The sequence below is a fragment of the Delftia sp. PX-1 genome (assembly GCF_055797465.1).
The window spans coordinates 93215-117183 of record NZ_CP184763.1; the positions used below are offsets into that span (position 1 = coordinate 93215).

At 69.4% G+C, this 23969-nt stretch carries 23 protein-coding genes and 1 pseudogene; 4 read left to right on the plus strand and 20 right to left on the minus strand.

All coding sequences use genetic code 11. The features are described from left to right. Positions 1-60: 60 nt before the first annotated feature. From minC to minE, 3 genes are read left to right on the plus strand one after another with little or no spacing between them, the layout of a single operon-like run. On the plus strand, positions 61-807 hold the full coding sequence (minC, locus tag ACN20X_RS00405; RefSeq protein WP_126311558.1) for a septum site-determining protein MinC: 747 nt from the start codon (positions 61-63) through the stop codon (positions 805-807). A 49-nt stretch (positions 808-856) separates the two neighbouring features. After that, on the plus strand, positions 857-1669 hold the full coding sequence (gene minD / locus ACN20X_RS00410; protein WP_016452260.1) for a septum site-determining protein MinD: 813 nt from the start codon (positions 857-859) through the stop codon (positions 1667-1669). 6 nt (positions 1670-1675) lie between these two features. Then, the gene (minE, locus tag ACN20X_RS00415) at positions 1676-1939 is read left to right on the plus strand and encodes a cell division topological specificity factor MinE (protein WP_016447328.1); all 264 of its coding nucleotides are present in this window, start codon (positions 1676-1678) and stop codon (positions 1937-1939) included. A 19-nt stretch (positions 1940-1958) separates the two neighbouring features. On the opposite strand, the gene ACN20X_RS00420 is transcribed toward minE, so the two are convergent. Genes ACN20X_RS00420 through ACN20X_RS00430 form a run of 3 tightly spaced genes read right to left on the minus strand, consistent with a single transcriptional unit; the run spans position 1959 to position 4676 of the window. Beyond that, positions 1959-3296 carry a sensor histidine kinase gene (locus ACN20X_RS00420; RefSeq protein WP_017405685.1) on the minus strand — a complete coding sequence of 446 codons (1338 nt, stop codon included), beginning with the start codon at positions 3294-3296 and terminating at the stop codon, positions 1959-1961. Next, a complete protein-coding gene (locus ACN20X_RS00425; protein WP_013800000.1) occupies positions 3286-3966 on the minus strand; it encodes a response regulator transcription factor in 681 nt (226 codons plus the stop codon). The genes ACN20X_RS00420 and ACN20X_RS00425 overlap by 11 nt, the downstream gene beginning before the upstream one ends. Continuing rightward, entirely contained in the window at positions 3966-4676 is a 711-nt protein-coding gene (locus tag ACN20X_RS00430) for a PepSY domain-containing protein (protein WP_223275184.1), read from the minus strand. Before ACN20X_RS00430 ends, ACN20X_RS00425 begins: the two co-directional genes overlap by 1 nt. 148 nt (positions 4677-4824) lie before the next feature. Between ACN20X_RS00430 and ACN20X_RS00435 the strand changes: the two genes are divergently transcribed. Further along, the gene (locus ACN20X_RS00435; protein ID WP_126311559.1) at positions 4825-6024 is read left to right on the plus strand and encodes a DUF5666 domain-containing protein; all 1200 of its coding nucleotides are present in this window, start codon (positions 4825-4827) and stop codon (positions 6022-6024) included. On the opposite strand, the gene ACN20X_RS00440 is transcribed toward ACN20X_RS00435, so the two are convergent. From ACN20X_RS00440 to ACN20X_RS00520, 17 genes and pseudogenes are all read right to left on the minus strand, one after another. After that, positions 6021-7436 carry an amino acid permease gene (locus tag ACN20X_RS00440; RefSeq protein WP_126311560.1) on the minus strand — a complete coding sequence of 472 codons (1416 nt, stop codon included), beginning with the start codon at positions 7434-7436 and terminating at the stop codon, positions 6021-6023. The two genes, ACN20X_RS00435 and ACN20X_RS00440, sit on opposite strands and share 4 nt — an antisense overlap. Before the next feature lie 209 nt (positions 7437-7645). Then, complete coding sequence (locus ACN20X_RS00445) at positions 7646-8149, minus strand: flavin reductase family protein (protein WP_016452255.1); 504 nt, start codon at positions 8147-8149, stop codon at positions 7646-7648. Positions 8150-8339: 190 nt separating this feature from the next. After that, on the minus strand, positions 8340-8975 hold the full coding sequence (locus tag ACN20X_RS00450) for a 3'-5' exonuclease (protein ID WP_016447334.1): 636 nt from the start codon (positions 8973-8975) through the stop codon (positions 8340-8342). A 44-nt stretch (positions 8976-9019) separates the two neighbouring features. Continuing rightward, a complete protein-coding gene (gene hpaR / locus ACN20X_RS00455; protein WP_016447335.1) occupies positions 9020-9508 on the minus strand; it encodes a homoprotocatechuate degradation operon regulator HpaR in 489 nt (162 codons plus the stop codon). Between the two features lie 86 nt (positions 9509-9594). Beyond that, the gene (locus tag ACN20X_RS00460; RefSeq protein WP_012202038.1) at positions 9595-10416 is read right to left on the minus strand and encodes an aldolase/citrate lyase family protein; all 822 of its coding nucleotides are present in this window, start codon (positions 10414-10416) and stop codon (positions 9595-9597) included. A gap of 18 nt (positions 10417-10434) precedes the next feature. Continuing rightward, positions 10435-11889 carry an NAD-dependent succinate-semialdehyde dehydrogenase gene (locus ACN20X_RS00465; RefSeq protein WP_473210171.1) on the minus strand — a complete coding sequence of 485 codons (1455 nt, stop codon included), beginning with the start codon at positions 11887-11889 and terminating at the stop codon, positions 10435-10437. 45 nt (positions 11890-11934) lie between these two features. Next, the gene (hpaH, locus tag ACN20X_RS00470) at positions 11935-12768 is read right to left on the minus strand and encodes a 2-oxo-hept-4-ene-1,7-dioate hydratase (RefSeq protein ID WP_017405678.1); all 834 of its coding nucleotides are present in this window, start codon (positions 12766-12768) and stop codon (positions 11935-11937) included. A 188-nt stretch (positions 12769-12956) separates the two neighbouring features. Continuing rightward, the gene (locus ACN20X_RS00475; RefSeq protein WP_074921180.1) at positions 12957-13385 is read right to left on the minus strand and encodes a 5-carboxymethyl-2-hydroxymuconate Delta-isomerase; all 429 of its coding nucleotides are present in this window, start codon (positions 13383-13385) and stop codon (positions 12957-12959) included. Continuing rightward, entirely contained in the window at positions 13386-14204 is an 819-nt protein-coding gene (locus ACN20X_RS00480) for a DODA-type extradiol aromatic ring-opening family dioxygenase (RefSeq protein ID WP_012202042.1), read from the minus strand. A gap of 1 nt (position 14205) precedes the next feature. After that, the gene (locus ACN20X_RS00485) at positions 14206-14532 is read right to left on the minus strand and encodes an aromatic ring-opening dioxygenase LigA (protein ID WP_047471858.1); all 327 of its coding nucleotides are present in this window, start codon (positions 14530-14532) and stop codon (positions 14206-14208) included. Positions 14533-14554: 22 nt separating this feature from the next. Then, a pseudogene (locus ACN20X_RS00490) lies at positions 14555-15550 on the minus strand (tripartite tricarboxylate transporter substrate binding protein); the annotation flags it as partial. A 42-nt stretch (positions 15551-15592) separates the two neighbouring features. Then, a complete protein-coding gene (gene hpaE, locus ACN20X_RS00495; protein WP_017405675.1) occupies positions 15593-17050 on the minus strand; it encodes a 5-carboxymethyl-2-hydroxymuconate semialdehyde dehydrogenase in 1458 nt (485 codons plus the stop codon). Positions 17051-17077: 27 nt separating this feature from the next. After that, on the minus strand, positions 17078-17839 hold the full coding sequence (locus tag ACN20X_RS00500; protein WP_016452249.1) for a fumarylacetoacetate hydrolase family protein: 762 nt from the start codon (positions 17837-17839) through the stop codon (positions 17078-17080). After that, positions 17836-18516 (minus strand): fumarylacetoacetate hydrolase family protein, encoded by a 681-nt coding sequence (locus ACN20X_RS00505; RefSeq protein ID WP_473210172.1) that lies wholly within the window; start codon positions 18514-18516, stop codon positions 17836-17838. The genes ACN20X_RS00500 and ACN20X_RS00505 overlap by 4 nt, the downstream gene beginning before the upstream one ends. 174 nt (positions 18517-18690) lie before the next feature. Then, the gene (locus tag ACN20X_RS00510) at positions 18691-22368 is read right to left on the minus strand and encodes an IPTL-CTERM sorting domain-containing protein (RefSeq protein ID WP_473210173.1); all 3678 of its coding nucleotides are present in this window, start codon (positions 22366-22368) and stop codon (positions 18691-18693) included. A 216-nt stretch (positions 22369-22584) separates the two neighbouring features. Next, complete coding sequence (locus ACN20X_RS00515) at positions 22585-23007, minus strand: universal stress protein (RefSeq protein ID WP_016447345.1); 423 nt, start codon at positions 23005-23007, stop codon at positions 22585-22587. 63 nt (positions 23008-23070) lie between these two features. Continuing rightward, entirely contained in the window at positions 23071-23961 is an 891-nt protein-coding gene (locus ACN20X_RS00520) for a metallophosphoesterase (RefSeq protein ID WP_473210174.1), read from the minus strand. Positions 23962-23969: the final 8 nt, after the last annotated feature.

Genomic DNA, 23969 nt, shown 5'->3' on the forward strand with positions numbered 1-23969 from the left:
ACACACAGTACACTTTGCGCGTCGAGAGGCAACTCTCCCATCCACCGCACTCCCAGTCCCATGGCCGTTGAAACGACGAGTACTGCCCGCCCCAGCTTCGACCTCAAGAGCGCGCAACTGCCCGTGGTGGCCGTGACCCTGCGGGATACCGACGTACGTGCGCTCGTGGCCGACCTGGCCCAGCGCCTGGCCGACGACCCGGATTTCTTCGACAACGACCCCGTGCTGATCGACCTCGCCCATGTGCGCGAGGCCGAGGAGTCCATCGACTTCGCCGTGCTCGTGGAGGCGCTGCGCTTTCACCGCACCGTGCCCGTGGCCGTGCGCGGCGGCAGCCCGGCGCAGATGGAGGCGGCGCGTGCCGCAGGCCTGGCGCCCGCGCCCGAGGCCGCACCCGTGCGGCCCACGGTGCCCGAGATCGAGATCCAGGAAGTCGTGCGCGAGGTCGAGGTGGTGCGCGAGGTGCCTGCTCCCCAGGCCGACGCCCTCATCGTGGACAAGCCGCTGCGCTCGGGCCAGCGCGTCTATGCGCGCGGCACCGACATCGTGGTGCTGGCCATGGTCAGCTATGGTGCCGAAGTCATCGCCGACGGCAACGTCCATGTCTACGCGCCGCTGCGCGGCAGGGCCATCGCCGGGGCGCGCGGCAACACCGAGGCGCGCATCTTCAGCACCTGCATGGAAGCACAGCTGCTGTCGATTGCCGGCATCTATCGCACAATCGAGACCGATCTCCCCGCGGATGTGGCCGCCAGGCCCGCCAAGGTGCGTCTCGACGGCGAGAAAATCCTCATCGAGCCGGTATGACACCGGACCCTTCTTCTTTGCTCTCCAGTCTTTAAGGAACCGTGCAAACATGGCCAAAATAGTCGTCGTGACCTCCGGCAAGGGTGGCGTGGGCAAGACCACCACCAGCGCCAGCTTCGCATCGGGCCTCGCATTGCGCGGGCACAAGACCGCCGTCATCGATTTCGACGTGGGCCTGCGCAACCTGGACCTGATCATGGGCTGCGAGCGCCGCGTGGTCTACGACCTGATCAACGTCATCCAGGGCGAGGCCAACCTCAACCAGGCCCTGATCAAGGACAAGCAGTGCGACAACCTCTTCGTGCTGGCCGCCTCCCAGACGCGTGACAAGGATGCGCTCACGCAGGACGGCGTCAAGAAGATCCTGGACGATCTGGCGGGCATGGACTTCGAGTACATCGTCTGCGACTCGCCGGCCGGCATCGAAAGCGGCGCGCTGATCGCCATGCACTTCGCCGACGAGGCCCTGGTCGTGACCAACCCCGAAGTCTCCTCCGTGCGCGACTCCGACCGCATCCTGGGCATGCTCAGCTCCAAGACCGCGCGCGCCATTGCGGGCGAGAGCGTCAAGGAACACCTGCTGATCACGCGCTACAACCCCAACCGCGTGCAGGACGGCCAGATGCTGTCGCTGGAGGACATCCAGGACATCCTGCGCATCGAGCTGATCGGCGTCGTGCCCGAGTCCGAAACCGTGCTGCAGGCCTCCAACCAGGGCATTCCCGCCGTGCACATGCAGGGCTCGGACGTGGCCGAGGCCTACCAGGACGTGGTCGCGCGCTTCCTGGGCGAGGAAAAGCCCATGCGCTTCACCGAAGCGCAAAAGCCCGGCTTCTTCAAACGCATGTTCGGGGGGAGGTAAGCGGCCATGTCCATGCTCTCTTTCCTGCTCGGAGAAAAGAAGAAGACGGCCTCGGTGGCCAAGGAGCGCCTGCAGATCATCCTCGCGCGTGAGCGCGTGGGCGGCAACGGCGGCGGTCCCGACTACCTGCCTGCGCTGCAAAAGGAGCTGATGGCGGTGATCTCCAAGTACGTGGACATCGACGTCAACGACATCAAGGTGCACCTGGAGCGCCAGGAAAACCTGGAAGTGCTCGAAGTCAAGATCGAACTGCCCGACGCCGCGCGCTGAGCGCCGCCCGGCGCCGTGCTCAGCCCAGGCGCAGCGTGCAGCGCAACCCGCCCAGCGGGCTGGGCCCCATCTCCAGCGATCCACCATAGGTCTCGGCGATGTCGCGCACGATGGCCAGGCCCAGGCCGTGGCCCTGGGCCTGTTCGTCGAAGCGGACACCGCGCTCCATGGCCTGCGCGAGATGCTCCGGCGCCAGGCCTGGGCCGTCGTCATCGATCTGCAGCAGCGTCGTCGTGCCATCCTGGCACACGGCCAGCGTGACGCGGCTGCGTGCCCACTTGCCGGCGTTGTCCAGCAGGTTTCCCGCCATCTCCTCCAGGTCCGAGGCCGCGCCGCGCCAGCGCAGCCCATGGCCGGGCAGCGGCGTGGAGGTCTGGATGGACCAGGACAGGCGCCGCTGGGCGTGGATCTGGCGCATGGCATCCAGCAGCCGGGCCAGCACCTCATCCAGCGCCACGCTGCCGGCGCTGCCGGCGCCGCTGGCAAAGCGCGCCAGATGGCGGTCGATGGTGTGGGACATGGCCTGTACCTGGTCACGCAGCCACGGGCCATCGACCTGATGGCCGCGTGCCTGGATGCCGAGCACGGCCAGCGGCTTCTTGAGCGCATGGCTCAGGTCGGCCGCCTGGTGGCGCGCGCGCTCCACGACCTGGGCATTGCGCTGCAGCACCTGGTCCACGGCCTCGGCAATCGGGTCCAGGTCGGGGCCGAAGTGCCGCCCCAGCTGCGTGCGTGTGCCGTCTTCCATGTCCTGCAGCGCCTGCTGCAGGCTGCGCAGCGGCTGCAATCCCAGGCGCACCAGCGCCACCGTGCACAGCAGCAGCGCGGCGACCAGGCCCAGCTCGGTGACCAGCAGGATGCGGTCGATGCGGCGCCATTCCTGGCGCGTACCGTCCAGCGGGCCGAAGACGTGCAGCTGCACGCGCCGGCCCGCGACATCGAAGCTGCGGCGCAGTCCCAGCAGTTCGCGCCCCTGCGGCCCGCGCAGCGACAGCAGCGTCTCCCTGCCCTTGTGCCGGGGCCAGGGACGGGCGTCGTCCAGCTCCAGGCTGTCGTCCCAGACCGAGCGCGACTGCTGCAGCCGCCCGTCCTGCTCCAGTGTCCAGTACCAGCCCGAGAAAATGCGGCCGAACTCGCCGCGATTGAGCCGCGTGCCCTGTCCGGTCAGGGGCCCCGGGGACTGCAGCTCGGCCTGCAGCCGCTCGGCACGGTCCTGCAGGCCGGCCTTGAAGCTGCGCAGCACCGCATCGTGCAACTGCTCGCGCAGCAGCCAGCTGGCGGCCGTGCCGCAGGCCAGCGTGGCCACCAGGCTCAGTGCCAGCAGGCGCTCCGACAGGCCCCAGTGTCTAGGACGCATGGTCGCCGCTGGCCTGCTGCAGGCGAAAGCCCCGTCCGCGCTCGGTATGGATCAGGCCATGCGGGGACAGTTTGCGGCGGATGCGGCCGACCAGCACGTCCACGGTGTTGGAGTCCGGGTCCAGGTCGCGTGCGTAGACATGCTCGCTGATGTCGGCGCGGCTGACGAGCTGTCCATGCCGGTTGGTCAGAAAGCTCAGGATGCGTTGCTCCTGCGCGGTCAGCGCAAGCGGCCGTCCTTCGAGCGTGAAGCGGTCTGCCATGGTGTCGTAGGCCAGCGGGCCTATCTGCACCAGGGGCCGGCTGCCGCCTGCTGCGCGCCGGTGCAGCACGCGCAGCCGCGTGACGACCTCCTCGTGCAGAAAGGGCTTGGTCAGGTAGTCGTCTGCGCCGGCCTGGAAGGCCGTGAGCTTGTCGCTCCAGCGGTTGCGGGCCGTGAGCACCAGCACGGGAAAGGAGCGGCCCTGCTCGCGCCAATGGCGCAGCACCGAGACGCCGTCCTGTCCTGGCAGCCCCAGGTCCAGCAAGGCGGCGTCATAGTGTTCGACGCTGCCCAGTTCCTGGGCGAGGCGGCCGTCCGCGCAGCACTCGGCCAGCATGCCGGCCTCCTGCAGGATGGCCTGCAGGCCTGCAGCAAGATCGGCGTCGTCTTCGACGATGAGCACCCGCATCAGCGCAGTCCGTCCTCTTCGATGGGCTGGCCGCTGTACGCATCCACATGCACTTCGATGCTGCGGCCGGCGCTCAGCTGCAACTCGACCTCGTAGTAGGCGCGCTGCCGGACGTCGATCTTGAGCTCGGCCTCTGTGGCGCGGGCCTGGTACTTGCGCTCCAGTTCCTCAAGAATGCGCGGCAGCGGTTGCAGCGTGGCGGCCTGCTCCCGGCTCAGGACAGGCTCCGCCAGGATGCGGCCCGTCTGGGCGTCGGCGCGCAGCAGCTGCTCACGGCCTTCGCGCGTGAGCAGCTGGATCTCGTAGTAGGGCCTGGGGCTGCGCGTTTCCTCCAGCTCGATCTGCAGCACGGTGCCGGGATGCAAGCGGGTGACGGCTGCCGCCACGGCGGACATGGGTATCAGCACGGCGGTGGTCGCGCCCGGCCGGGGGATGTCCTGTCCCGTGACTGCATCGATATAGATCTCCGTGCGCTGGCCATTGGCGAGCTTGATTTCGTACCAGCGCCGGCCGTCGGCGCCGCGCTCGAGTTCGATGTCGATGACGCGCCCTTTGTGGCGCTGCTGCACGTCCTGGAGGATTTCCGCCAAGGGCCGCAGGCGCTTGGACTGCACCTCGCGGCGCACGCTTTCATGCTCCGCTGGCGTGGTGGCAGAGGCGGGCGCCAGCGGCAGGGCCAGCAAGGCAGCAAGTGCGAGGCGGAGTTTCACGGCCACGCATCTTATGTGCACGTTCTTAAACAGTGCATGAACGCGCCATTCATGCGCGGTTTAGGCGCCTTTGCCGACACTGCAGGCGGTTGCACCGATGGCCCCGCCGCGGTGCCTTTTCATCTGTTTCTTTCTGGCATCGAACACCATGCATTTTCTTCGCTTTTCCCGCTCCGCCCCGCCATTGCCCCGGGTCCTGGGCGCTGGCGCGCTCTCGCTGTCCGTGCTGCTGGCCGCCTGCGGCGGTGGCGGCGGCGGGGCTGACAAGCCCGCCCCCACGCCGGTCACTCCCAGCGCCAGCTATGCGTCGGGCACCATTGACGGCTTCGGCTCCATCCTGGTCAATGGGGTGCGGTATGACGAGCGCCAGGCCCGGATCACCGATGGCGATGGCGTCCTGCTGGCCAGCGATGCGCTCAAGCTGGGCATGGCGGTCCATGTCACGGCCGACCCCGTGACCACCGGCAGCGATGGTGTGGCGCGCGCCATGGCCCGCCAGATTCTTGTGCGCAGCGATCTGGAAGGTCCGTTGAGCGCGGTCGTGGGCGACCGGCTGACCGTACTGGGCCAGACCGTGATCGTCGATGCGGCCACGGTGTTCGAGGACGGCCGCGCGGCGGCGCTGCAGGTCGGCCGTGTGCTGGAAGTCCATGGCCTGCGCGATGCGCAGGGCCGCATTCTTGCCAGCCGCATCGAGATCGAGGATGACGCCGACGAGCCCTGGCGCCTGCGCGCGCCTGTGGATGCCGTTGACATGTCGCGCCGCACCCTGCGCATCGGCGAGGCCGTCGTCAACTGGAGCGGCGTGCAGGTTGCCGCCGCGCTGGCTGCCGGCGACGTGGTCAGCCTGCGCCTGGCGCGCCAGCCCGATGCCGCCGGCCTGTGGGTGGCCACCGCACTGTCGGTGCAGCGTCCCACGCTGCCCGAACAGGCGGGCGTGGAGGCCGACGTCACCGGCCATATCACCCGCATGGACTCGCCGACACGCTTCGTCGTGGACGGCCTGAGCGTGGACGCGGGCAGCGCCACACGCCTGCCCGCAGGCCTTGCCGTGGGCGACCTGGTCGAGGTCGAGGGCATGTTCCAGGACGGGGTGCTTCGCGCCTCCGAGGTCGAGCGCAAGCTGCGGCTGGACAGTGACGATGGCTTCGAGATCGAGGGCCGCATCACCGCTGTCGACAGCCTGGCCGGCATCTTCGAGCTGCGCGGCGTGCGCGTGGACTATCGCAATGCGCGCTTCGAGGATGGCAGCGCTGCCCAAATTGCCGTGGGGCGCGTGGTCGAGGTCAAGGGCCGGCTCTCGGTCGATGGCGCGATGGTGGTGGCCACCGAGGTCGAGTTCGACTAAGGGTTCGCGTTCGCCGCAGGCCGCATCGCCTCGCTCTGCGCACGCGCGGCGGCGGGGCGCACCCACAGCAGGTAGGCGGCGCCCAGCAGCACGATCCACAGGCCGCCCACGACCAGCGCGGCACGGGTGTGGGGGAAGTAGCCGAGCACGCCCAGCACCAGCAGCATGAAGCCGATGGCGGCCAGCGGCGCGGCGGGCCACAGCGGGACCGGAAACTTCAGCGCGGCCACCTGCCGCGGGCTCATGCGGCGGCGCGCCGCGAACTGCGACAGCAGGATCATCAGCCAGACCCAGACCGTGGCGAAGGTGGCGATGGAGGCGATCAGCAGGAACACGTCCTCGGGAATCAGGTAGTTCAGCACCACGCCGGCCAGCAGTGCCACGGCCATCACCACCACCGTCATCCAGGGCACGCCATGGCGCGAGACGCGGCCGAAGCCGGCGGGGGCCTGGCCCTGGTGCGCCATGCCGTACAGCATGCGGCCGGCGCCGAAGATGTCGCTGTTGATGGCCGACACGGCCGCCGAGATCACCACGATGTTGAGGATGGTGGCGGCCGAGGAAATGCCCAGGCCGCTGAAGATCTGCACGAAGGGGCTGCCCTGGCTGCCGATCTGCGGCCAGGGGAAGATGCTCATCAGCACGAACAGCGTGAGCACGTAGAACAGCAGGATGCGCAGCGGCACGGCGTTGATGGCGCGCGGGATCACGCGCGCCGGGTCCTTGGCCTCGCCGGCCGAGATGCCGATGATCTCGATGCCGCCGAAGGCGAACACCACCACCGCCAGCGATGCGATCAGGCCCGGGATGCCATTGGGCATGAAGCCGCCGTGCACCCACAGGTTCTGCACGCCGGTGGGCGCCTGGTCGGACGCCATGCCGAAGCCGAACACCATGATGCCCAGGCCGCCGCCGATCATGGCGATGATGGCCGCCACCTTGAGCAGGGACAGCCAGAACTCCATCTCGCCGAACACCTTGACCGAGCACAGGTTGAGCGCGCCGATGAAGCAGACGATGGACAGCACCCAGATCCAGCGCGGCACCTCGGGAAACCAGAACCCCATGTAGATGCCGAAGGCCGTCACGTCGGCCAGGCAGACGATGACCATCTCGAAGGTATAGGTCCAGCCCGTGATGAAGCCGGCGAACGGGCCCAGGTAGTCGCTGGCGTACTGGCCGAAGGAGCCGGGCACGGGGTTGTGCACGGCCATCTCGCCCAGCGCGCGCATCACCATGTAGACCGCCGCGCCCGCCAGCAGGTAGGCGATCAGCACCGAGGGGCCCGCCTGCTGTATGGCCTTGGCCGAGCCGTAGAACAGCCCCGTGCCTATGGCCGAGCCCAGCGCCATGAAGCGTATGTGGCGGGCCGACAGCCCTCGGTGCAGGCTGCCTGCAGATGGTGAACTCATGTGCTGTCTCCCCCCGTCATTGGTGAAATGGCCGCCGCATCCACGGGCTTCATCGGCCTGCGGATGGGTCTGTGCTCAGATGTATAAGCCTGTATATACAATATGCGCAGACACCGATTTCCCGGACCGGGGATTACCCGGAGGCGGGAAGGAACGGGAATGGGGGAGTGGCCGAAAGAGGCGACGGGAGTGCCGCCGCGGGCCCGGGCTCAGCCCAGGCCGCCCGTGTGCATGCGGCCTGCGTGGTACAGCAGCGGCGTGTGGCCGGCCTGGTGGCTGCACTGCTCGACCTCGCCGATGAAGATCACATGGTCGCCCTCTTCATGGCGATGGCGGTTGCGGCACTCGAAGACGGTGGTGGCTTCGGTCAGCAGCGGCACGCCCTGGGCCGAGCTGCGCCAGGCGGTGTTGGCGAAGCGGTCCACGCCCTTGCGCGCGAACAGCTCGGCCAGGGGCTTTTGCGAGGCCGACAGCACATGGATGGCGTAGTGCGAGCAATGCTGGAACACGGGCAGCGAGGCCGCCGACAGCGCCATGCTCCACAGCACCAGCGGCGGTGTGAGCGAGACCGAGTTGAACGAGCTCACGGTGACGCCCACCGGATGGCCCTGCGGGCTGCGCGCGGTGACGATGGTCACGCCCGTGGCGAACTGGCCCAGCGCGTCGCGGAACTCGCGCGACGAGAACGGGGCCTGAGGGGCCAGGTTGGCCATGGCGGCAGGAGGCAGGGCGGAATTCACGGGTGCAAGAACCAGGCGGCAGCAAGGCGGCAGCAGGGCTGCCGCGTTTGGGACGGGCGCCCGTAGCCGGGCAGCAACCGTGCATTATGGGTGCGGATGCCGGCAGATGCGGCCGATGGGGATTTGGCCAGGGAGGTCTTTGCCTTGCGTGCGCCGTGCCGGCTCACAGCGCCATGCGCATCTGGGCGGGCGCGGCGTTCTCCTGCAGCCAGCCTGCCATGCGGGCGCGCGCGCAGCGCTGCAGCCGCATCAGCAGTGCATGCTCGGGCCAGGCCAGCGCATAGCGCCGGCACAGGTCCTGCTGCATGCGCGCCAGCAGGGCGGCGGCCATCTCGGCATCGGCCAGCGCCCGGTGGGCACGCTCGGCCACGGGCAGGCCCAGGTGGGCGGTGAGCCGGCTCAGGCTGTGGCTGGGCGCGTCGGGATAGATGCGGCGCGACAGCAGCACGGTGCAGGCAAAGGGCTGGGGCGCGGCCTCGCCGGCCAGGGCCAGTTCGGACTGCCAGAACTTGCTGTCGAAGGCCGCGTTGTGCGCCACCATGGGCGCGCTGCCCACGAAGCGGGCGGCATCGCGCATCACCTCCTCGGCGGGCGGCGCGGCTGCGACCATGGCATTGGTGATGCCGGTCAGCCGCGTGATGAAGGGCGGTATCCAGGCACCCGTGCGCATCAGGCTCTGGAAGCGGTCCACGACCTGGCCGCCCTCGATCAGCACGATGGCGACCTCGGTGGCACGCGCGCCCTGGGCGGGCGCCATGCCCGTGGTTTCAAAGTCGATGACGGCAATCGGCTGCGGCATGGGGCGATTGTGCCCGGCAGTGCCCGACCGGCGTGCCGGGGCGGCTATTCCTCGGCCTGGCTGCCGTCGGCCGCGCCCAGGCGCTGCACGACCTGGTCGAGCAGGGCGTAGAGCTGCTCGATCTCTTCATGGCCCACCAGGCGCTCGATCTCGGCATAGGTCTCGGAGGAATGCGGCGCGATCTCGGCCACGATGGCGTGGCCGGCCGCCGTGAGCTCGAACTCGGCGCCGCGCATGTCGCTGGCGTGGCGCGACCGCTCCACCAGCTGCCGGCCTTCCAGCGTCTTGAGCAGGCGCGAGAGGCTGGGCATGCTGATGTAGGTGGCCTGCGACAGCTCCATGGGCCGCAGCCTGTGCGTGACCGCCGCCATGGCGCGCAGCACGCGCCACTGCTGTTCGGTCAGGCCATGGGCGCGCAGCATGGGCCGAAAGCGCACCATGACCGATTCGCGTGCGCGCAGCAGCGCCATGGGCAGGGAGCGCGAGAAGGCGCGCAGCGGCTCGGGGGCAAAAGAGGTCGTGGTCTGGGGCATGTTCGGCAGCATCTGTCGGCTGGATTCTATGCAGCCGCCGCTCCCTCCCCGGAGCGGCGTTGCGCGCGCCTTGTCAGGCCGGGGCCTCAATAGGTCTGGCTTTTCGGCGCGGGGGCCGCTGCCTGCTTGAAGCGCGCAGCCAGCGCGCTGGTGGCCTGCACCAGCACGCTGGTGTCCAGGCCCACGGCCGTGAAGGTGCAGCCCAGCTCCAGGTACTTGCGCGCCAGGGCCTCATTGGGCGTGAGGATGCCGGGCGCCTTGCCGGCGCGGCGTATGCGCGCGATGGCGTCGGCAATCGCCTCCTGCACCTCGGGATGGCCGGGGTTGCCGATGTGGCCCATGGAGGCCGACAGGTCGGCCGGGCCGATGAAGACGCCGTCCACGCCCTCGGTGGCGGCAATGGCGTCCAGGTGGGCCAGCGCCTGGCGCGTCTCCACCTGCACCAGCACGCAGACCTGGGCGTTGGCTTCATGGGCGTAGTTGGCGCGCCGGCCCCAGGCCGAGGCGCGTGCGCCGCCCATGCCGCGGATGCCGCCCTGGCCGTCGGCCTGCGGATAGCGCGCGGCGCGCACGATGCGTGCGGCCTGCTCGGCCGTGTCCACCATGGGCACGAGCAGGGTCTGCACGCCGATGTCCAGGTACTGCTTGATCAGCATCTCGCCGACCTCGCCGTGTCCCATGGGCACGCGGGCAATGGCATGGCTGTCGGGATAGGCCGCGATGGCCTGCAGCTGCGCCAGCAGGGTGCGCGTGTCGTTGGGCGAATGCTCGCCGTCGATCAGGAGCCAGTCGAAGCCGGCGCCCGCGCAGATTTCCGCCGAATAGGCGTCGGCCAGGCCCAGCCACAGGCCGATCTGGGGTTGGTCGGCCGCAATGGCGGCCTTGAAGCGGTTCACAGGTGTCTGCATGGTGTGATTGTCCGGGCCTCAGTGGCCCATGCACAGGTACTTGGTGCTCAGGTATTCCTCTATGCCGGCGGCGCCGCCCTCGCGGCCCATGCCCGACTGCTTGACGCCGCCAAACGGCGCCACGGCCGTGCTGATGATGCCGCTGTTGATGCCCACCATGCCGTACTCCAGCGCCTCGCCCACGCGCCACACGCGGCCCACCTCGCGGGCGTAGAAGTAGGCGGCCAGGCCGTACTCGGTGTCGTTGGCCATGCGGATGGCCTCTTCCTCGGTCCTGAAGCGGAACACGGGCGCCACGGGGCCGAAGACCTCTTCCCTGGCGATGCGCATGCGGTCCGTGGCGTTGGCCAGGATGGTGGGCTCGTAGAAGGTGCCGCCCAGCGCGTGGCGCTTGCCGCCCAGCACGACCTCGGCGCCGTTCTTCACGGCATCGGCCACCAGCTCCTCGACCTTGTCCACGGCGGCCTGGTCGATCAGCGGGCCCTGGCCCACGCCGGCCTCCAGCCCGTTGCCCACCTTGAGGGCCTGCACGGCGACCTTGAGCCTGGCCATGAAGGCGTCGTACACGCCGTCCTGCACCAGCAGGCGGTTGGCGCACACGCAGGTCTGGCCGGTGTTGCGGTACTTGGAGGCCATGGCGCCTTCGACGGCGGCATCGAGGTCCGCGTCATCGAAGACGATGAAGGGCGCGTTGCCGCCCAGCTCCAGAGACATCTTCTTGAGCGTGGGCGCGCATTGCTCGGCCAGCACGCGGCCCACTTCGGTGGAGCCCGTGAAGGTCAGCTTGCGCACGGCCATGCTGGCCGTGAGCACGCCGCCGATGGCGCGCGAGGAGCCCGTGATCACGCTGAACACGCCTTCGGGAATGCCGGCGCGCTGGGCCAGCTCGGCCATGGCCAGGGCCGACAGCGGTGTCTGCTGCGCGGGCTTGACGATGATGGTGCAGCCCGCCGCCAGGGCGGGCGCGACCTTGCGCGTGATCATGGCGGCCGGGAAGTTCCAGGGCGTGATCGCGGCGCAGACGCCCACGGGCTCCTTGGTCACGATGATGCGCTTGTCGGCCCAGGGCGCGGGCACGGTGGAGCCGTAGATGCGGCGCGCTTCCTCGGCAAACCACTGCACGTAGGAGGCCGCATAGGAGATCTCGCCGCGCGACTCGGCCAGGGGCTTGCCCTGCTCGCTGGTCATGATCAGGGCCAGGTCCTCCTGGTTCTCCATCATCAGCTCGAACCAGCGATGCAGCAGGCGTGCGCGGGCCTCGGCGGTCTGCTGCTTCCAGAGGGTGAAGGCGCGCTCGGCGGCGGCGATGGCGCGCTGCGTCTCGGCCTCGCCCATGCGGGGCACATGGCCGACGGCTTCGCCCGTGGCGGGGTTGTGGACGTCGATGCGGCTGCCATCGTCGGCGGCCAGCCATTGGCCGTCGATCAGGCAGAGGTTCTTGAGCAGGCTGGGGTCACGCAGGGCAAGGGGCATGGGAAATCTCCTGGAAGTACGGTGCAGGCGCCTGGACGAAGGCGCTCAGACAAAACGGAACTGCAGCCGGCCCAGCGGGCCGTAGTCGGCATCGAACAGGTCGCCAGGCTTGGCGGCCACGGGGCGCGTGAACGAGCCGGCCAGCACGGTCTGGCCGGCCTCCAGGGCCTCGCCCCAGGGCGAGAGCTTGTTGGCCAGCCAGGCTACGCCGATGGCGGGATGGCCCTGCACGCCGGCAGCCAGGCCGGTCTCCTCGACCACGCCGTTGCAGCGCAGTATGGCGCCGCACCAGGGCAGGTCTATCACCTGGGGGTCAGCGCGGCCGGCGCCGGTGACCATGCCTGCATTGGCCGCGTTGTCGCTGATGGTGTCGTAGACCTTGCGCATGGCCTTGGTGTGGCGGTCGAACTGCTCGATGCGCGCGTCGATGATCTCGATGGCCGGTGTCACATGGTCGGTGGCGTCCAGCACGTCCTGCAGCGTGATCTCCTTGCCGCCGGGCAGGCCCGGGCCGCGCAGCGGCGCCTTGAGCACGAAGGCCAGCTCCACCTCCACGCGCGGCGCGATGAAGTGGGCGGCCGGGATGTCCAGCACCTGGCCCGGCGTGCAGCGGTAGAGCATGCTGTCGAGCAGGGTGCCGTAGTCGGGCTCGTCGATCTGGCTCGATATCTGCATGGCGCGCGAGGTCAGGCCGATCTTGTGGCCGATCACCTTGCGCCCCGCCGCGATCTGCAGGCGCACCCATTCGCGCGAGACGCGGTAGCCATCCTCCACGGTCATGCCGGGAAAGCGCTTGGAGAAATGCTCGACCTGCACGCGCGTCTTCTCGCTGCGGTCCAGCTCCTGGGCCAGTTGGGTCAACAGTTCTTGGGAAAACATTTTTTCAGTTATTCAGTACGTTGTTGCTTCACTTGAGGCGTTTGATACTGGCGCGCTCCAAAGGAGGGACACCGAGGAAGGGCCTACGCCGGCCGCGCCGCCCCGCACCGAGGGTGTCGTCCCCCTCCCGCGAAGCGAGAGAGGGCGCCGTGCAACGGGGGAAGGCGCGAAGCGACTCAGGGGGTGGCTCACCCGAACAGAGGGTGGAGGGTGCTGTGCTTGCCGTCATACACCTGGCCCGGGCTTTCATCGACCTGCACGGTCAGGCCCAGGTGGCGCTGCGCGAACAGCGGCTGCAGATGGCGGCGCGCGCAGGCCAGCAGGGCGTCGCCGGCCTGCTGCTGCACGGCGGCCGTGCGGCCCCGGCCCATGCGCAGGTTGATGTAGATGAAGCCGTAGTCGCCATCGCCGCCCGCTGCGCGGCCCGCGGCCCCGCCATCGGCCACGGCGCTGTGCGGCGCGGGGTAGGCCAGCACGCGCGTGCCGCCCGTGGGAAAGACCTGGGCGCCGTCTTCGGCGCGCACGGTGAGCATGGTGTCGGCCAGGGCGCGGCACAGCTGCGTCATGTCGGTGTGCGCGTCCAGGCTGGCCGTGTAGAGGATGACCACGTGCGGCATTCAGGCCACCTCCATGGTGGCGGCCGTGCAGCTCACGGCGAAGATGGGAATGGGCTGGCAGTACAGCACCTGGCCCGCGCCGCGCGCGGCGGCGGCCACGGCGATGAAGCTGCGGATCTCGAAGCCGCCCTGGCCGCCGTCGCGGTAGGTCTCGGCGTCGGTGTACGACAGCAGCGCGTCCCGGTCGTTGCGGCACCAGCGGTCCATGAACTGCTGGTCCCACTCCCAGTTGACCTTGCCCGAGTCGGGTGTGGCCGGCCAGTGCGAGATGCCGCCCGTGCCCACGATGGCGATGCGTTCGGGCGCCTTGTCGCAGGCGCGGCGCAGGGCCTCGCCAAAGGCCCAGGCGCGGTGCAGCGGCGTCAGCGGCGGGCCCTGGCAGTTGATGTTGACGGGGATGATGTCCTTGTCATAGGCCGGCGTCAGAAAGTGCAGCGGGACCATGATGCCGTGGTCGAACTTCCACTCCTCGGCAAAGGCCACGTCCACGGTCTGCATGACCTCGGTGATCAGGCGCCGCGACAGCTCGGCATTGCCGGGAATGCGGTGGCGCTCTATGCCCAGCCAGGCCGGGTCCTCGATGGGCCCTTCGTAGTGGTCCGCCATGCCGATGGCATAGGCCGGCATGTTGTTCATGAAGAAGTTGGCGAAGTGCTCGGCCGCGATGACGATCACGGCGTCGGGCCGCGCCGCCTCCAGCCGTGCGCCCATGTCGCGGAAGGCGGCATGGAAGGCATCTCTGGTGGCCGGATCGGCCAGGTGTGCGCGGCCCGTGATGCCGGGCGCATGGCTGCAAACGCCTGCAAATACCAGACTCATCTCAAACTCCTGCGATCTTTTCGTTGGTTCCGGTGGTCATGGCGTAGACGCCCGCGCGCACCGGTCCGTGCTTTTGCACGCCGTCGCGCATGGCCTGCAGGTAGTCGGCCCAGGGCATGCCCAGCAGCGGCGCGAAGTGCATCAGCAGCTGGCCGTTGCAGCCCAGCACGTAGAGCTTGCCGATGTCGCCGTGGAACATGGCTTCGTACTCCTCGGGCTCCAGCGCGTACTCCGCCAGCAGCGCGGCGCGGTCCTCGGCAAAGCGCCGCTGCACCTCTGGCTCGCGGTTGAGCTGGAACAGGAATTTCTGCATGGTGTACAGGCTCATGGCGTCTCCCGGTGGTCCAGCCTCAACCCAGCGTGATGTTGGCGCGGCGGATGATGGCTTCGTACTTGGCGATTTCGCTGGTGACGAAGGCTGCGAACTGCTGCGCCGTGCCGGCCTGCGAGACGATGCCGCCGCGCGCGAAGGCGTCCACCACGGCGGGCTCGGCCAGGGCCTTGACCACGGCGGCGTTGATGCGCTGCACCAGCGCATCGGGCGTGGCGCCGGGTGCCAGCAGACCCTGCCAGGAGTTGGATTCCAGCGCCACGCCCTGCTCGGCCAGCGTGGGCACCTGGGGAGCGAACTGAGAGCGCTGGCGCGTGGCCATGCCCAGTGCCACCAGCTTGCCGCTTTGCACATGGCCACGGAACTCGGGCCAGTTGCCGAACATTACGTCCACCTGGCCGCCCAGCAGGTCGGCCAGCGCCGGGCCCTGGCCCTTGTAGGGGATGTGGACCATCTCGATGCCCATCTCCTGGCACAGCAGCGCGCCCGACAGATGGGCCGAGGTGCCGTTGCCGAACGAGGCATAGCTGAGCTCACCGGGCTTGGCTTTGGCGCGGCTGCGCAGGTCGGCCAGCGTCTTCAGTCCGCTGCCCGGGTGGGTGGCCAGCACATGCTCGGACAGGCCCATCAGCGCCACGGGCTTGAGGTCGCGCGTGGTGTCGTAGGGCAGGTTCTTCACCAGCGTCTTGTTGGCCGTGAAGCTGTTGGCCACGCACACCAGGGTGTAGCCGTCGGCCGGCTGCTTGGACACATAGTCCACGCCGATCACCGTGCCCGCGCCGGGCTTGTTCTCCACGATCACAGGCTGGCCCAGGGACTTGCCCAGCTCGGTGCCCACCAGGCGCGCCACCAGGTCGGTGGTGCCGCCCGGCGTGAAGGGCACGATGATGCGCAGCGGCTTTGCGGGCCAGGTGCCGGACGCGCTGCCGGGCTGGGCCCGGGAAAGGCCCGGGAGCATCAGCGCTGCGGCCGTGGTGGCTGCGGTGGATTGCAGGAAATGGCGGCGTTGCATGTCTTGTCTCCTCGGTTCTCTTTGTCGTTGTCGTTGGTCGCCCGTTCAGACGCCCCAGTGCGGAATATGGTGCGAGCCCAGCGAGACGGCCACGTTCTTGGGCTCGCAAAAGACCTCGTAGCTCCAGCTGCCGCCCTCGCGGCCCGTGCCCGAGGCCTTGGTGCCGCCGAAGGGCTGGCGCAGGTCGCGCACGTTCTGGCTGTTGACGAAGCACATGCCGGCCTCGATGGCGGCGGCCACGCGGTGGGCGCGGCCCACGCTCTCGGTCCAGACATAGCTGGACAGGCCGTACTGGATGTCGTTGGCCAGGCGCACGGCCTCGGCCTCGTCGCTGAAGGGGATGATGCAGGCCACGGGGCCGAAGATCTCGTCCTGGGCGATCTGCATGCGGTTGTCCACGTCGGCAAACACCGTGGGCAGCACATAGTTGCCCTTGCGCACGCGCTCGGGCAGCACGGGCGCGTCCAGGCCACCGCACAGCATGCTGGCGCCTTCCTTCTGGCCCAGTTCGATGTAGTGGCGCACCTTGGCCAGGTGGCTGGCGCTGATCATGGGGCCGACGATGGTGGATTCGTCCAGCGGGTCGCCCACGGTGATCTTCCTGGCGCGCTCCACGAAGCGGTCCACGAATTTCGCATAGATGCCCTTTTGCACCAGGATGCGGCTGCCGGCCGTGCAGCGCTCGCCGTTGTTGGAGAAGATCATGAACACGGCCGCATCCAGCGCGCGCTCGAAGTCGGCGTCGTCAAAGATCACGAAGGGGCTCTTGCCGCCCAGCTCCATGCTGAACTTCTTGAGGCCGGCGGCCTGCACGATGCGGTTGCCGGTCTGGGTCGAGCCCGTGAACGAGACGGCGCGCACATCGCGGTGGCGCACCAGGGGCTCGCCCGCGTCCTTGCCGTAGCCGTGCACCAGGTTGAGCACGCCGGGCGGAATGCCGGCCTCCAGCGCCAGCTCGCCCAGGCGCGCGGCCGTCATGGGCGACAGCTCGCTCATCTTGAGCACGGCCGTGTTGCCGAAGGCCAGGCAGGGCGCCACCTTCCAGGTGGCCGTCATGAAGGGCACGTTCCACGGCGAGATCAGCGCGCACACGCCCACGGGGTGGAACAGGGTGTAGTTCAGGTGCGTGGGCGTGGGATAGGTGTGGCCGTCCACGCGCGTGCACATCTCGGCAAAGTAGTAGAAGTTGTCGGCCGCGCGCGGCACCAGTTGCTTGCCGGTCTGGGCGATGACCTGGCCGCAGTCGTTGGTCTCGGTCTGCGCGATCTCGGGCACATGGCGGGCGATCAGGTCGCCCAGCTTGCGCACGAGCTTGGCGCGTTCGGTGGCGGGCGTGTTGGCCCATTTCGGGAAGGCGTTCTTCGCGGCGGCGACGGCGGCCTGCACCTCGGCCTCGCCGCCAGCGGCAACCTCGGCCAGCACCTCCTGGGTGGCGGGGTTGACGGTCTCGAAATAGTCCTTGCCGGCGACGGCCTTGCCGTCGATCAGGTGGTCAATGCGCATGGGAGTTCCTTGGCGTGTGCGGTGGGTTCAGGAGGCGGCCGGCGCGTCGCCGACGATGGTGTTGACCAGGCGGCCCAGGCCTTCGATCTCGGTGACGATCTCGTCGCCCACGCGGGAGTCGGCCACGCCGTCGGGCGTGCCGGTGAGGATGAGATCGCCGGGGTTCAGCGTCATGAAGCCCGACAGGTGGGCGATCAGCGAGGGGATGTCATGCACCATGTCGCGCGTGCTGCCGTCCTGCTTGAGCTCGCCGTTGACCCAGCTGCGCAGGCGCAGGTTCATGGGGTCGGGCACATCGGCTGCATCGACGAACCATGGGCCCACGGGCGTGGCGCCGTCGCGGTTCTTCACGCGCAGGTTGGGCCGGTAGAAGTTCTCCAGGTAGTCGCGTATGGCGTAGTCGTTGGCCGTGCAGTAGCCGGCGACCACGCCGTAGGCATCCTCGCGGCGCACGTTGCGGCAGGTCTTGCCTATGACCACGCCCAACTCGCACTCGAAGTGCATGTAGGCCACGTCGGCGGGCCGGTACGTGCGGCCGCGGTGGCCGTTCAGCGTGTTCGGGCCCTTGAGGAAGACCAGCGGCTCCTCGGGCGCCTTGTTGAAGGCGATTTCCTTGGCATGGTCCGCATAGTTCAGGCCCAGCGCGAAGACCGTGCCGAACTGCAGCGGCGGCAGCCACTGCACGGCGGTCTCCGCCACCAGGCGGCCATCGGGCAACTGCACCTGTCCGTGCGGGCCTTCGGTGACCTGCAGGGTCTGTCCTTCGAAGATGACGCGTCCGTGCTTCATGCTGCTGCTCCCTGTTCTGCCGCCACCGAATGCGTGAGCCGGCCCAGGCCGGGCACCTCGATGACCACGCGGTCTCCCGGTCGCGCCAGCGGCGCGCCCTCGCCCGGGCCCAGCAGCAGCACGTCGCCGGGCGACAGCGTCATGAATTCGGTCACGTCGGCCAGCAGCCTTGCGGGCGGGCGCACCAGGTCGGCAAAGCCGCGCTGCCAGACCTGTTCACCATTGATGGACACCGTGAGCGTGGCCGCCTGTGCGTCAAAGCCTGTGCCGCGAACGAGGGCGCCCAGCGGGCAGAAACCGTCGCGGCAGCGCTGGCGGATGGCGGGGCGGTAGTAGTTCTCGTGCGGCAGCGTGAGGTCGCTGGCGATCAGCCAGCCGGCCACATGGTCCAGGGCCGTTGCTTCGCTGACGCGCGTGGCGCTGCGGCCGATCACCAGGCCGATGCTGGCATCGACGCGGACCTCTCCGGGATCGGCCGGCACGGCCACCGCAGCGCCATCGCGCGCCCAGGTGTTGCGCGGCTTGAGATAGAGCACGGGCGCGCGCGGAGCGGCCTTGTAGGGCGCGCTGTCGAACTGCGGCGACAGGCGCTGCACGGTGGCGCGCTCGTTGAGCAGCGTGCCGTAGACCGTGCCCAGCGCAAGGCCGTCATCCAGGAGAAAGGGCTGAATCTGCATGGTGTGGATTTAGTTAACGTGGTAATTATTGTTTTTGCAACAAGCCCCGTCAACACGGTGGATTCAGGGTTTTCCCAGGCCGCAGCAAAAAGCCCCTGCGCGGCGAACCGTGCAGGGGCTTGAAGGGGCACCGGGCGCTGCCGGTGCTGGCGGGGGGGCTGGCCGGTGCTGGCGTCAGCCGCGGCGGCGGCGCAGTGCGGCCATGCCGCCCAGGGCCAGCGCCAGCAGCGCCTGGGCCAGTGTGGACAGGCCGGGCACGGGGGTGGCCGTGGCGCCGGGCGGCAGGGCCGCAGGCGCGGCCACCGCCACGGGGTCTACGATGACGCCGTTGACGGTCAGGTCGCTGTCTCCCGTCTGCCCGTCGGTGATGTCGAAGCTCACCGAGCGGCGGTCGGGTGCGAAGCGGTAGGCCGATGCGGCCAGCTCATACCAGTGCGCCGTGGGCGTGGCGGCCGTGGGGCCGTACTTCCAGAGCGTGGCCTGGGCGGGTGCGGCTTCAGGCAGGTCCATGCGGATGGTGGCCATGGAGCCCGGTGTGCCGCCCATGAGCACGAAGCTCAGGCTGCCGTAGGGCATGCGCAGGCCGCCCGGCAGCGGGCTTTGCGAGGGCGCAGGCTGAAAGCCTGCCGAGTTCGAGGCGAACTGCCATTGGTCCGCACCCACATTGCCCGTGCCGTTGCTGACACCCGCCGTGTTGCTGCCCGTGCCGATCTGCGTGCCGATGGGCACGGGCTTGCTCAGGGCCAGCACAGCCGGCGCGCTGGCCGTGCCCGAGGCCGGCAGGTTGACCGCATGCACGCGGTAGCTCACGGCGGGGTCCAGGCCGGTGAAGGACAGCGTGGCGGCCGTGCCGGCTGCGGTGCTGACCGTGTTGCTGGCAGGGGCCGGCAGGCCGGCGGCATCCAGGCCGGCCATGACCTGTTCCCAGCTGGGGACGGGCGCATTGGCGGGCAGGGCCACGGCGCGCAGGCTGCCGCCCACGCTGGGCGTGGCCTGGACCACGGCCGATGTCTGGTCCACTGCCTGGGCGGACAGGGCCACGGTGGACAGCGCCGGCACCGCCAGGCTGTCCAGGCGCGCCTTTTTCCAGGCGGCATAGGGCAGGTCCTTGGCCACGGTGCCATCGCCGTAGAAATCGGCGTCGCCGCAGTCGCTGAGGATGTCCACGCTGCCGCCCGCGTCCAGGCTGGCGGGCATGGCGCCTATGCCTTCGGCCGAGCAGGCGGTGTGGGGTGCGGTGATGGCGGCCAGGTCGGCAGCGCGCGGTCGCAGGTTCAGGGCCAGGCCTGCGCCGTTCACGCGGCCATCCCAGGAGTAGAGCTGGAAGTTGCGCGGCGCGGTGCCCGTGGCGCTGGCCGAGGGGCCGGCAATGATCAGGTACTCGCCCGCCGCGTTCTTGCGGATTTCGCGGATGCCGCGGCCGCCCAGGTCCAGGCGAATCGGCGGGCCCATGGACGCGCTGCCCTTGCTGCCGCCATCGGCCGCAGGCAGGGCCGCGAAGTTGGTCACGGGCACGATCAGCGCATGCGTGCGGCCCGTCGCGTCGTCGGCCGTGACGGCGGGCGCGCCCGGCGCCGGCACCAGCGGCGCGCGAAAGCCCAGCCAGGCGGCGCCGTTGTCGGGGCTGGTGGACATGCCTTCGATGGAAAAGCCGCTCATCGTCTCGGCCTCGGGCGCCTTGGTGGCACCTCCGTCCGAGCTGGCCACCAGGCCCAGGTAGTGGGCGGCAAGGCCGTCATGCGCGGCCGCGTCCCAGCTGCGCAGGTCCTCGCGCAGCCAGCGGTAGTAGCCACTGGCGGTCAGCGCCGTGGAGGCGCCGGAGCCGGTCACATCCATCGCCGCCAGGCGCCAGCGGTCGGTGCGCGACTTGCCGCTCTTGTTGTTGGAGTGCGAGCCCGCCACGTACACGCGGCTGCCCAGGGCAAAGCTGGCCTCGATGTCCATTTCCTCGTCGCTCTTGCAGCTGTCCAGGCCCGTGAGGCCGGGGGCGGCGCAGGCGGCGGCGTCGGCCAGGCCCAGGGCGGTCCTGTCCAGCATCAGCGGCTTGATGGGCAGCCCGCCGGCCGGGCCATAGGCCGAGAAGGAGTTGCCGGCCGGCAGCGCATTGCCCGAGGCATCCTGGGCAGGCGCCTCGTCGTCGCCCACCAGCATGGTGGCGGCATCGATGACGATGGCCGTCGATGCGTCCGAGCGCCCGGCCAGCCAGCGCGGGCTGGTGTTGGCTGCGGTGTTGGCCGAGGCCGCGTACTTGATGGTGCGGCTGACGGAGGCGCCGCCCGCGTTGGTCAGCGTGACGGTGATGTCGGCATAGCCCAGGCCCGTGGGCGTGATCCTGAGCACGGCGTTGCCGGCCTGGTTGGACGCGGCCAGGCCGGCGTCGGCCACCACGGCCTGGTTGCTCGAACGCGCAGTGACCTGTACGCCGCCAGCGCCCCCCGCATCCTGCACCGTGAAGCCGATGCCTGCCGAGGCAAGGGGGTCGTTGGCGTCGCCGACCACGCCGGAAAACGCGGTCAGTTCGGGCAGCGAGGCCGTCGGCGGGGCCGAGGCCATGAAAGGCACGCTCACTGCAGCCGTGCTCCCGCCGAGGCCGTTGACCGCGCGCACGCGCAGCGTATAGCTGCCGGGCTGCAGGCCTTCCAGCGCCTGGCTGTTGCCCAGGGCCACGGCCGTGGAGGCTACCGATGCAAAGCTGTCCTGCGACAGCTCCACCACGTAGTAGGCTGCGCCCGGCACGGCGTCCCAGGCGGCCGTCACGCGGTTGCCGGCCGGGGTGGCCGCCAGGTTGGAGGGGGCGGCGGGCACGGTCGCGGGCACGGTCTCCAGCGGGGCCCAGGCCACGCCATAGAACACGCCGTCCTGCGGCGCAGCGATGGATTCGGCCGTGCCCGACAGCGTGCCGGCGTAGCCGCCGTGATCGAAGGCGCGGTACAGGCGGCCCGTGGTGTCGGTGGCCATCAGCATCACATTGCCGCCGCCGGTATCGAAGGCGGCCAGGCCGTGGACCTTGGACAGGCCGGCAATGGAGCCTGCGGGCTGCCAGCTGGTGCCGTCCATCGAGAGGCGGAATTTCCGGATGGCGCCGGTATCGTTGTCCGCCACGTAGACGGTGTTCGCCAGGGCGGGGCCGCCATCGAGTTGCAGGAAGGCGATGCCGCGGTAGGTGGAGGGCGTCAGGCCCGCCAGGGGCAGGGCCGTCTGGATGCCCGTGGTCGGCAAATTCGTGCCGATCTGGTTGAGCGAGCCGCCGTTGATGGCGGCGATCAACTGGCCGCCGGCGACCGCCAGGCCCTGGACATTGCTGCTGTTCAGTTGGGAGATGCCCGTGCCGTCGGCAGCCACATGCCAGATGCCATTGTTGGCCGTGGCCGTACCCTTGCCGCTGGCCCAGACGGCGCCGCAGTCGCTGCTGGCTGCACCGCGGATGGTGTCCTTGCTGAAGGCCGTGGTGCCGAGCGCGCGCAGGCTTTTCACGTCGGAGTCGAACCCCACCACGGCCACGGCGCGCGGGGCCGCCGCTGCCGTGACGCCGTTGGGCTCGGTGCCGCCGGTGGCCACGGCATAGCCGGGAACCACCAGGCACAGGCCATTGTCCGAGCGGTTGAGCAGGCCTTCCGAGCCCTTGCTGCTGGCCGTCAGCGGCGTCGCTCCGCCTGACAGCGGCAGCGATTGCACCAGCGTGCCGTCCACGCGGTACTCATCCAGGAACACGGGCAGCGCGCCTGTGCCCGTGCCCACACGGTAGGCCACCAGGTTGCCCGGGGTGAAGGGCGCGGACCATGCAGCGCCACACAGGGCCAGGCAGGCCGTTGCAATCGCCTTGTGCCGCCAATCCAAAGTACTCGCGCGCATGCTCACCATCCCCCTGTGTGACAAATCGCGCGACTGTAAGAGGCGGCTGTGACAGCCCGGTGACGGCAGGCCCGCAGGATGGTGGGAAGGCACCATGCAAAAAAAGACGGCTCCCTCAGGGGAGCCGTCCTTGCCTCATTGCGCCGTGATGCCCGCGCTTTGCTTTTTCTGGTTATGGGCGCTGCGTGTGCACGGGGCAGCGTATCGAGCGGTCGATCAGCGGATCAGCAGCACAGGCACCTGGCTGCCGGCCAGCACCTGGGTGCTGACCGAGCCCATGACCAGGCGGCCCAGCGTGCCGTGGCCATGCGTGCCCATGACCAGCAGGTCGAACTTGCCTTCTTCGGCCGCCTTGATGATGGAGTCGGCAATCGGGCCGACCTTGCTCAGGCGGGCTGCCTGCACGCCGTGCTCGGCCAGGTAGCTGCACACGGGGTCCAGCACCTTGGTCGACTCCTCGGCGTAGTACTCGTCCACCACGTCCTTGCCCAGGGCGGCGCGCGCGCGGGCCGGCAGCTGGGGCTGGACGGTGATGGCGCTGTAGCTGTGGGCCGAACCCAGGATCTCCGGGTGCGAGGTCAGGTAGGCCAGCATCTTCTGGGTGTAGGGGCTGCCATCGACAGCGAGCAGGATGTTCATGAAGGTCCTCCTTGGGTATGGCCCGAGACTAAGCCCAAGCCGGGGTGGAGTGCTTGATCCAGGTCAAGCACGGGCCGGTGCCTCTGCCGCCCCTGCGGTCGCATGCACCGGCAACTCGATGGTAGAGCGCGGCGAAAACCCCTCCTGCTCGCCCTTGCGCGCGTAGCCCAGCGGGTTGGCCACCACGCGGCAGCGCCAGGCGCTGCCATCGCCGCGCAGGCCCTCGGCCACATAGTCGCTGGGCGAATGCAGGTGGCCGTGCAGCCACAGATCGGCAAAGGGCAGCAGTTCATCCAGCACGTTGCAAAAGCCGGCCGTGCCCGGCACCAGGCCGTAGCGCGGGTCGGCGCTGCGCAGGCTGGGCGCGAAATGCGTGACGGCCACCGTGGTGCCATCGAAGGGCCTGGCCAGCGCCTGGCGCAGCCATTGCTGGCAGACCAGCGACTGCTCGCGCATGGGCTCGGCCAGGAAGGGCTCGCCGTCGCGCGTGCCGCCGGTCTTTTGCAGGTAGAAATTGGCGGCGCGAAAGGCCTTCTCGCGCAGTTTGAGCAGCCGGGCCAGATCGGTCACGCCTTCATGCATGGACATGGCGTCGTAGTCGCTCCACAGCGTGGTGCCCACGAAGCGCACGCCGTCCAGCACGGCCGTCTCGCGCTCCAGCCAGACCATGCCCATGCGCTCGCAGGTGGCACGCAGGCGGGCGTGGGCGGCGTCGAAGTCCTGCATGTCGTACTCATGGTTGCCCGGCACGAAGATCACGGGGCAGGGCCAGCCCGCGTACTGGGGCAGGGGAGAGAAGCGCTCCAGCCCGAAATCCTGGCCCGGCAGCAGGCTGCCGCTCTGGTAGGAGCCTATGTCGCCGGCCAGCACCAGCACGTCGGCATCGGGTGCGGGCTCGGCGATGAAATGCGGATGGGCCTCGAGGTGCAGGTCGGACAGCAGCTGGATCTTCATGCGGCCAA

Bases quoted from the DNA above. Each gene is read 5' to 3' on its own strand.
- minC (WP_126311558.1), top strand. From the start codon at position 61: ATGGCCGTTGAAACGACGAGTACTGCCCGCCCCAGCTTCGACCTCAAG.
- minD (WP_016452260.1), top strand. From the start codon at position 857: ATGGCCAAAATAGTCGTCGTGACCTCCGGCAAGGGTGGCGTGGGCAAG.
- minE (WP_016447328.1), top strand. From the start codon at position 1,676: ATGTCCATGCTCTCTTTCCTGCTCGGAGAAAAGAAGAAGACGGCCTCG.
- ACN20X_RS00420 (WP_017405685.1), bottom strand. From the start codon at position 3,296: ATGCGTCCTAGACACTGGGGCCTGTCGGAGCGCCTGCTGGCACTGAGC.
- ACN20X_RS00425 (WP_013800000.1), bottom strand. From the start codon at position 3,966: ATGCGGGTGCTCATCGTCGAAGACGACGCCGATCTTGCTGCAGGCCTG.
- ACN20X_RS00435 (WP_126311559.1), top strand. From the start codon at position 4,825: ATGCATTTTCTTCGCTTTTCCCGCTCCGCCCCGCCATTGCCCCGGGTC.
- ACN20X_RS00440 (WP_126311560.1), bottom strand. From the start codon at position 7,436: ATGAGTTCACCATCTGCAGGCAGCCTGCACCGAGGGCTGTCGGCCCGC.
- ACN20X_RS00445 (WP_016452255.1), bottom strand. From the start codon at position 8,149: ATGGCCAACCTGGCCCCTCAGGCCCCGTTCTCGTCGCGCGAGTTCCGC.
- ACN20X_RS00450 (WP_016447334.1), bottom strand. From the start codon at position 8,975: ATGCCGCAGCCGATTGCCGTCATCGACTTTGAAACCACGGGCATGGCG.
- hpaR (WP_016447335.1), bottom strand. From the start codon at position 9,508: ATGCCCCAGACCACGACCTCTTTTGCCCCCGAGCCGCTGCGCGCCTTC.
- ACN20X_RS00460 (WP_012202038.1), bottom strand. From the start codon at position 10,416: ATGCAGACACCTGTGAACCGCTTCAAGGCCGCCATTGCGGCCGACCAA.
- ACN20X_RS00465 (WP_473210171.1), bottom strand. From the start codon at position 11,889: ATGCCCCTTGCCCTGCGTGACCCCAGCCTGCTCAAGAACCTCTGCCTG.
- hpaH (WP_017405678.1), bottom strand. From the start codon at position 12,768: ATGTTTTCCCAAGAACTGTTGACCCAACTGGCCCAGGAGCTGGACCGC.
- ACN20X_RS00475 (WP_074921180.1), bottom strand. From the start codon at position 13,385: ATGCCGCACGTGGTCATCCTCTACACGGCCAGCCTGGACGCGCACACC.
- ACN20X_RS00480 (WP_012202042.1), bottom strand. From the start codon at position 14,204: ATGAGTCTGGTATTTGCAGGCGTTTGCAGCCATGCGCCCGGCATCACG.
- ACN20X_RS00485 (WP_047471858.1), bottom strand. From the start codon at position 14,532: ATGAGCCTGTACACCATGCAGAAATTCCTGTTCCAGCTCAACCGCGAG.
- hpaE (WP_017405675.1), bottom strand. From the start codon at position 17,050: ATGCGCATTGACCACCTGATCGACGGCAAGGCCGTCGCCGGCAAGGAC.
- ACN20X_RS00500 (WP_016452249.1), bottom strand. From the start codon at position 17,839: ATGAAGCACGGACGCGTCATCTTCGAAGGACAGACCCTGCAGGTCACC.
- ACN20X_RS00505 (WP_473210172.1), bottom strand. From the start codon at position 18,516: ATGCAGATTCAGCCCTTTCTCCTGGATGACGGCCTTGCGCTGGGCACG.
- ACN20X_RS00510 (WP_473210173.1), bottom strand. From the start codon at position 22,368: ATGCGCGCGAGTACTTTGGATTGGCGGCACAAGGCGATTGCAACGGCC.
- ACN20X_RS00515 (WP_016447345.1), bottom strand. From the start codon at position 23,007: ATGAACATCCTGCTCGCTGTCGATGGCAGCCCCTACACCCAGAAGATG.
- ACN20X_RS00520 (WP_473210174.1), bottom strand. From the start codon at position 23,961: ATGAAGATCCAGCTGCTGTCCGACCTGCACCTCGAGGCCCATCCGCAT.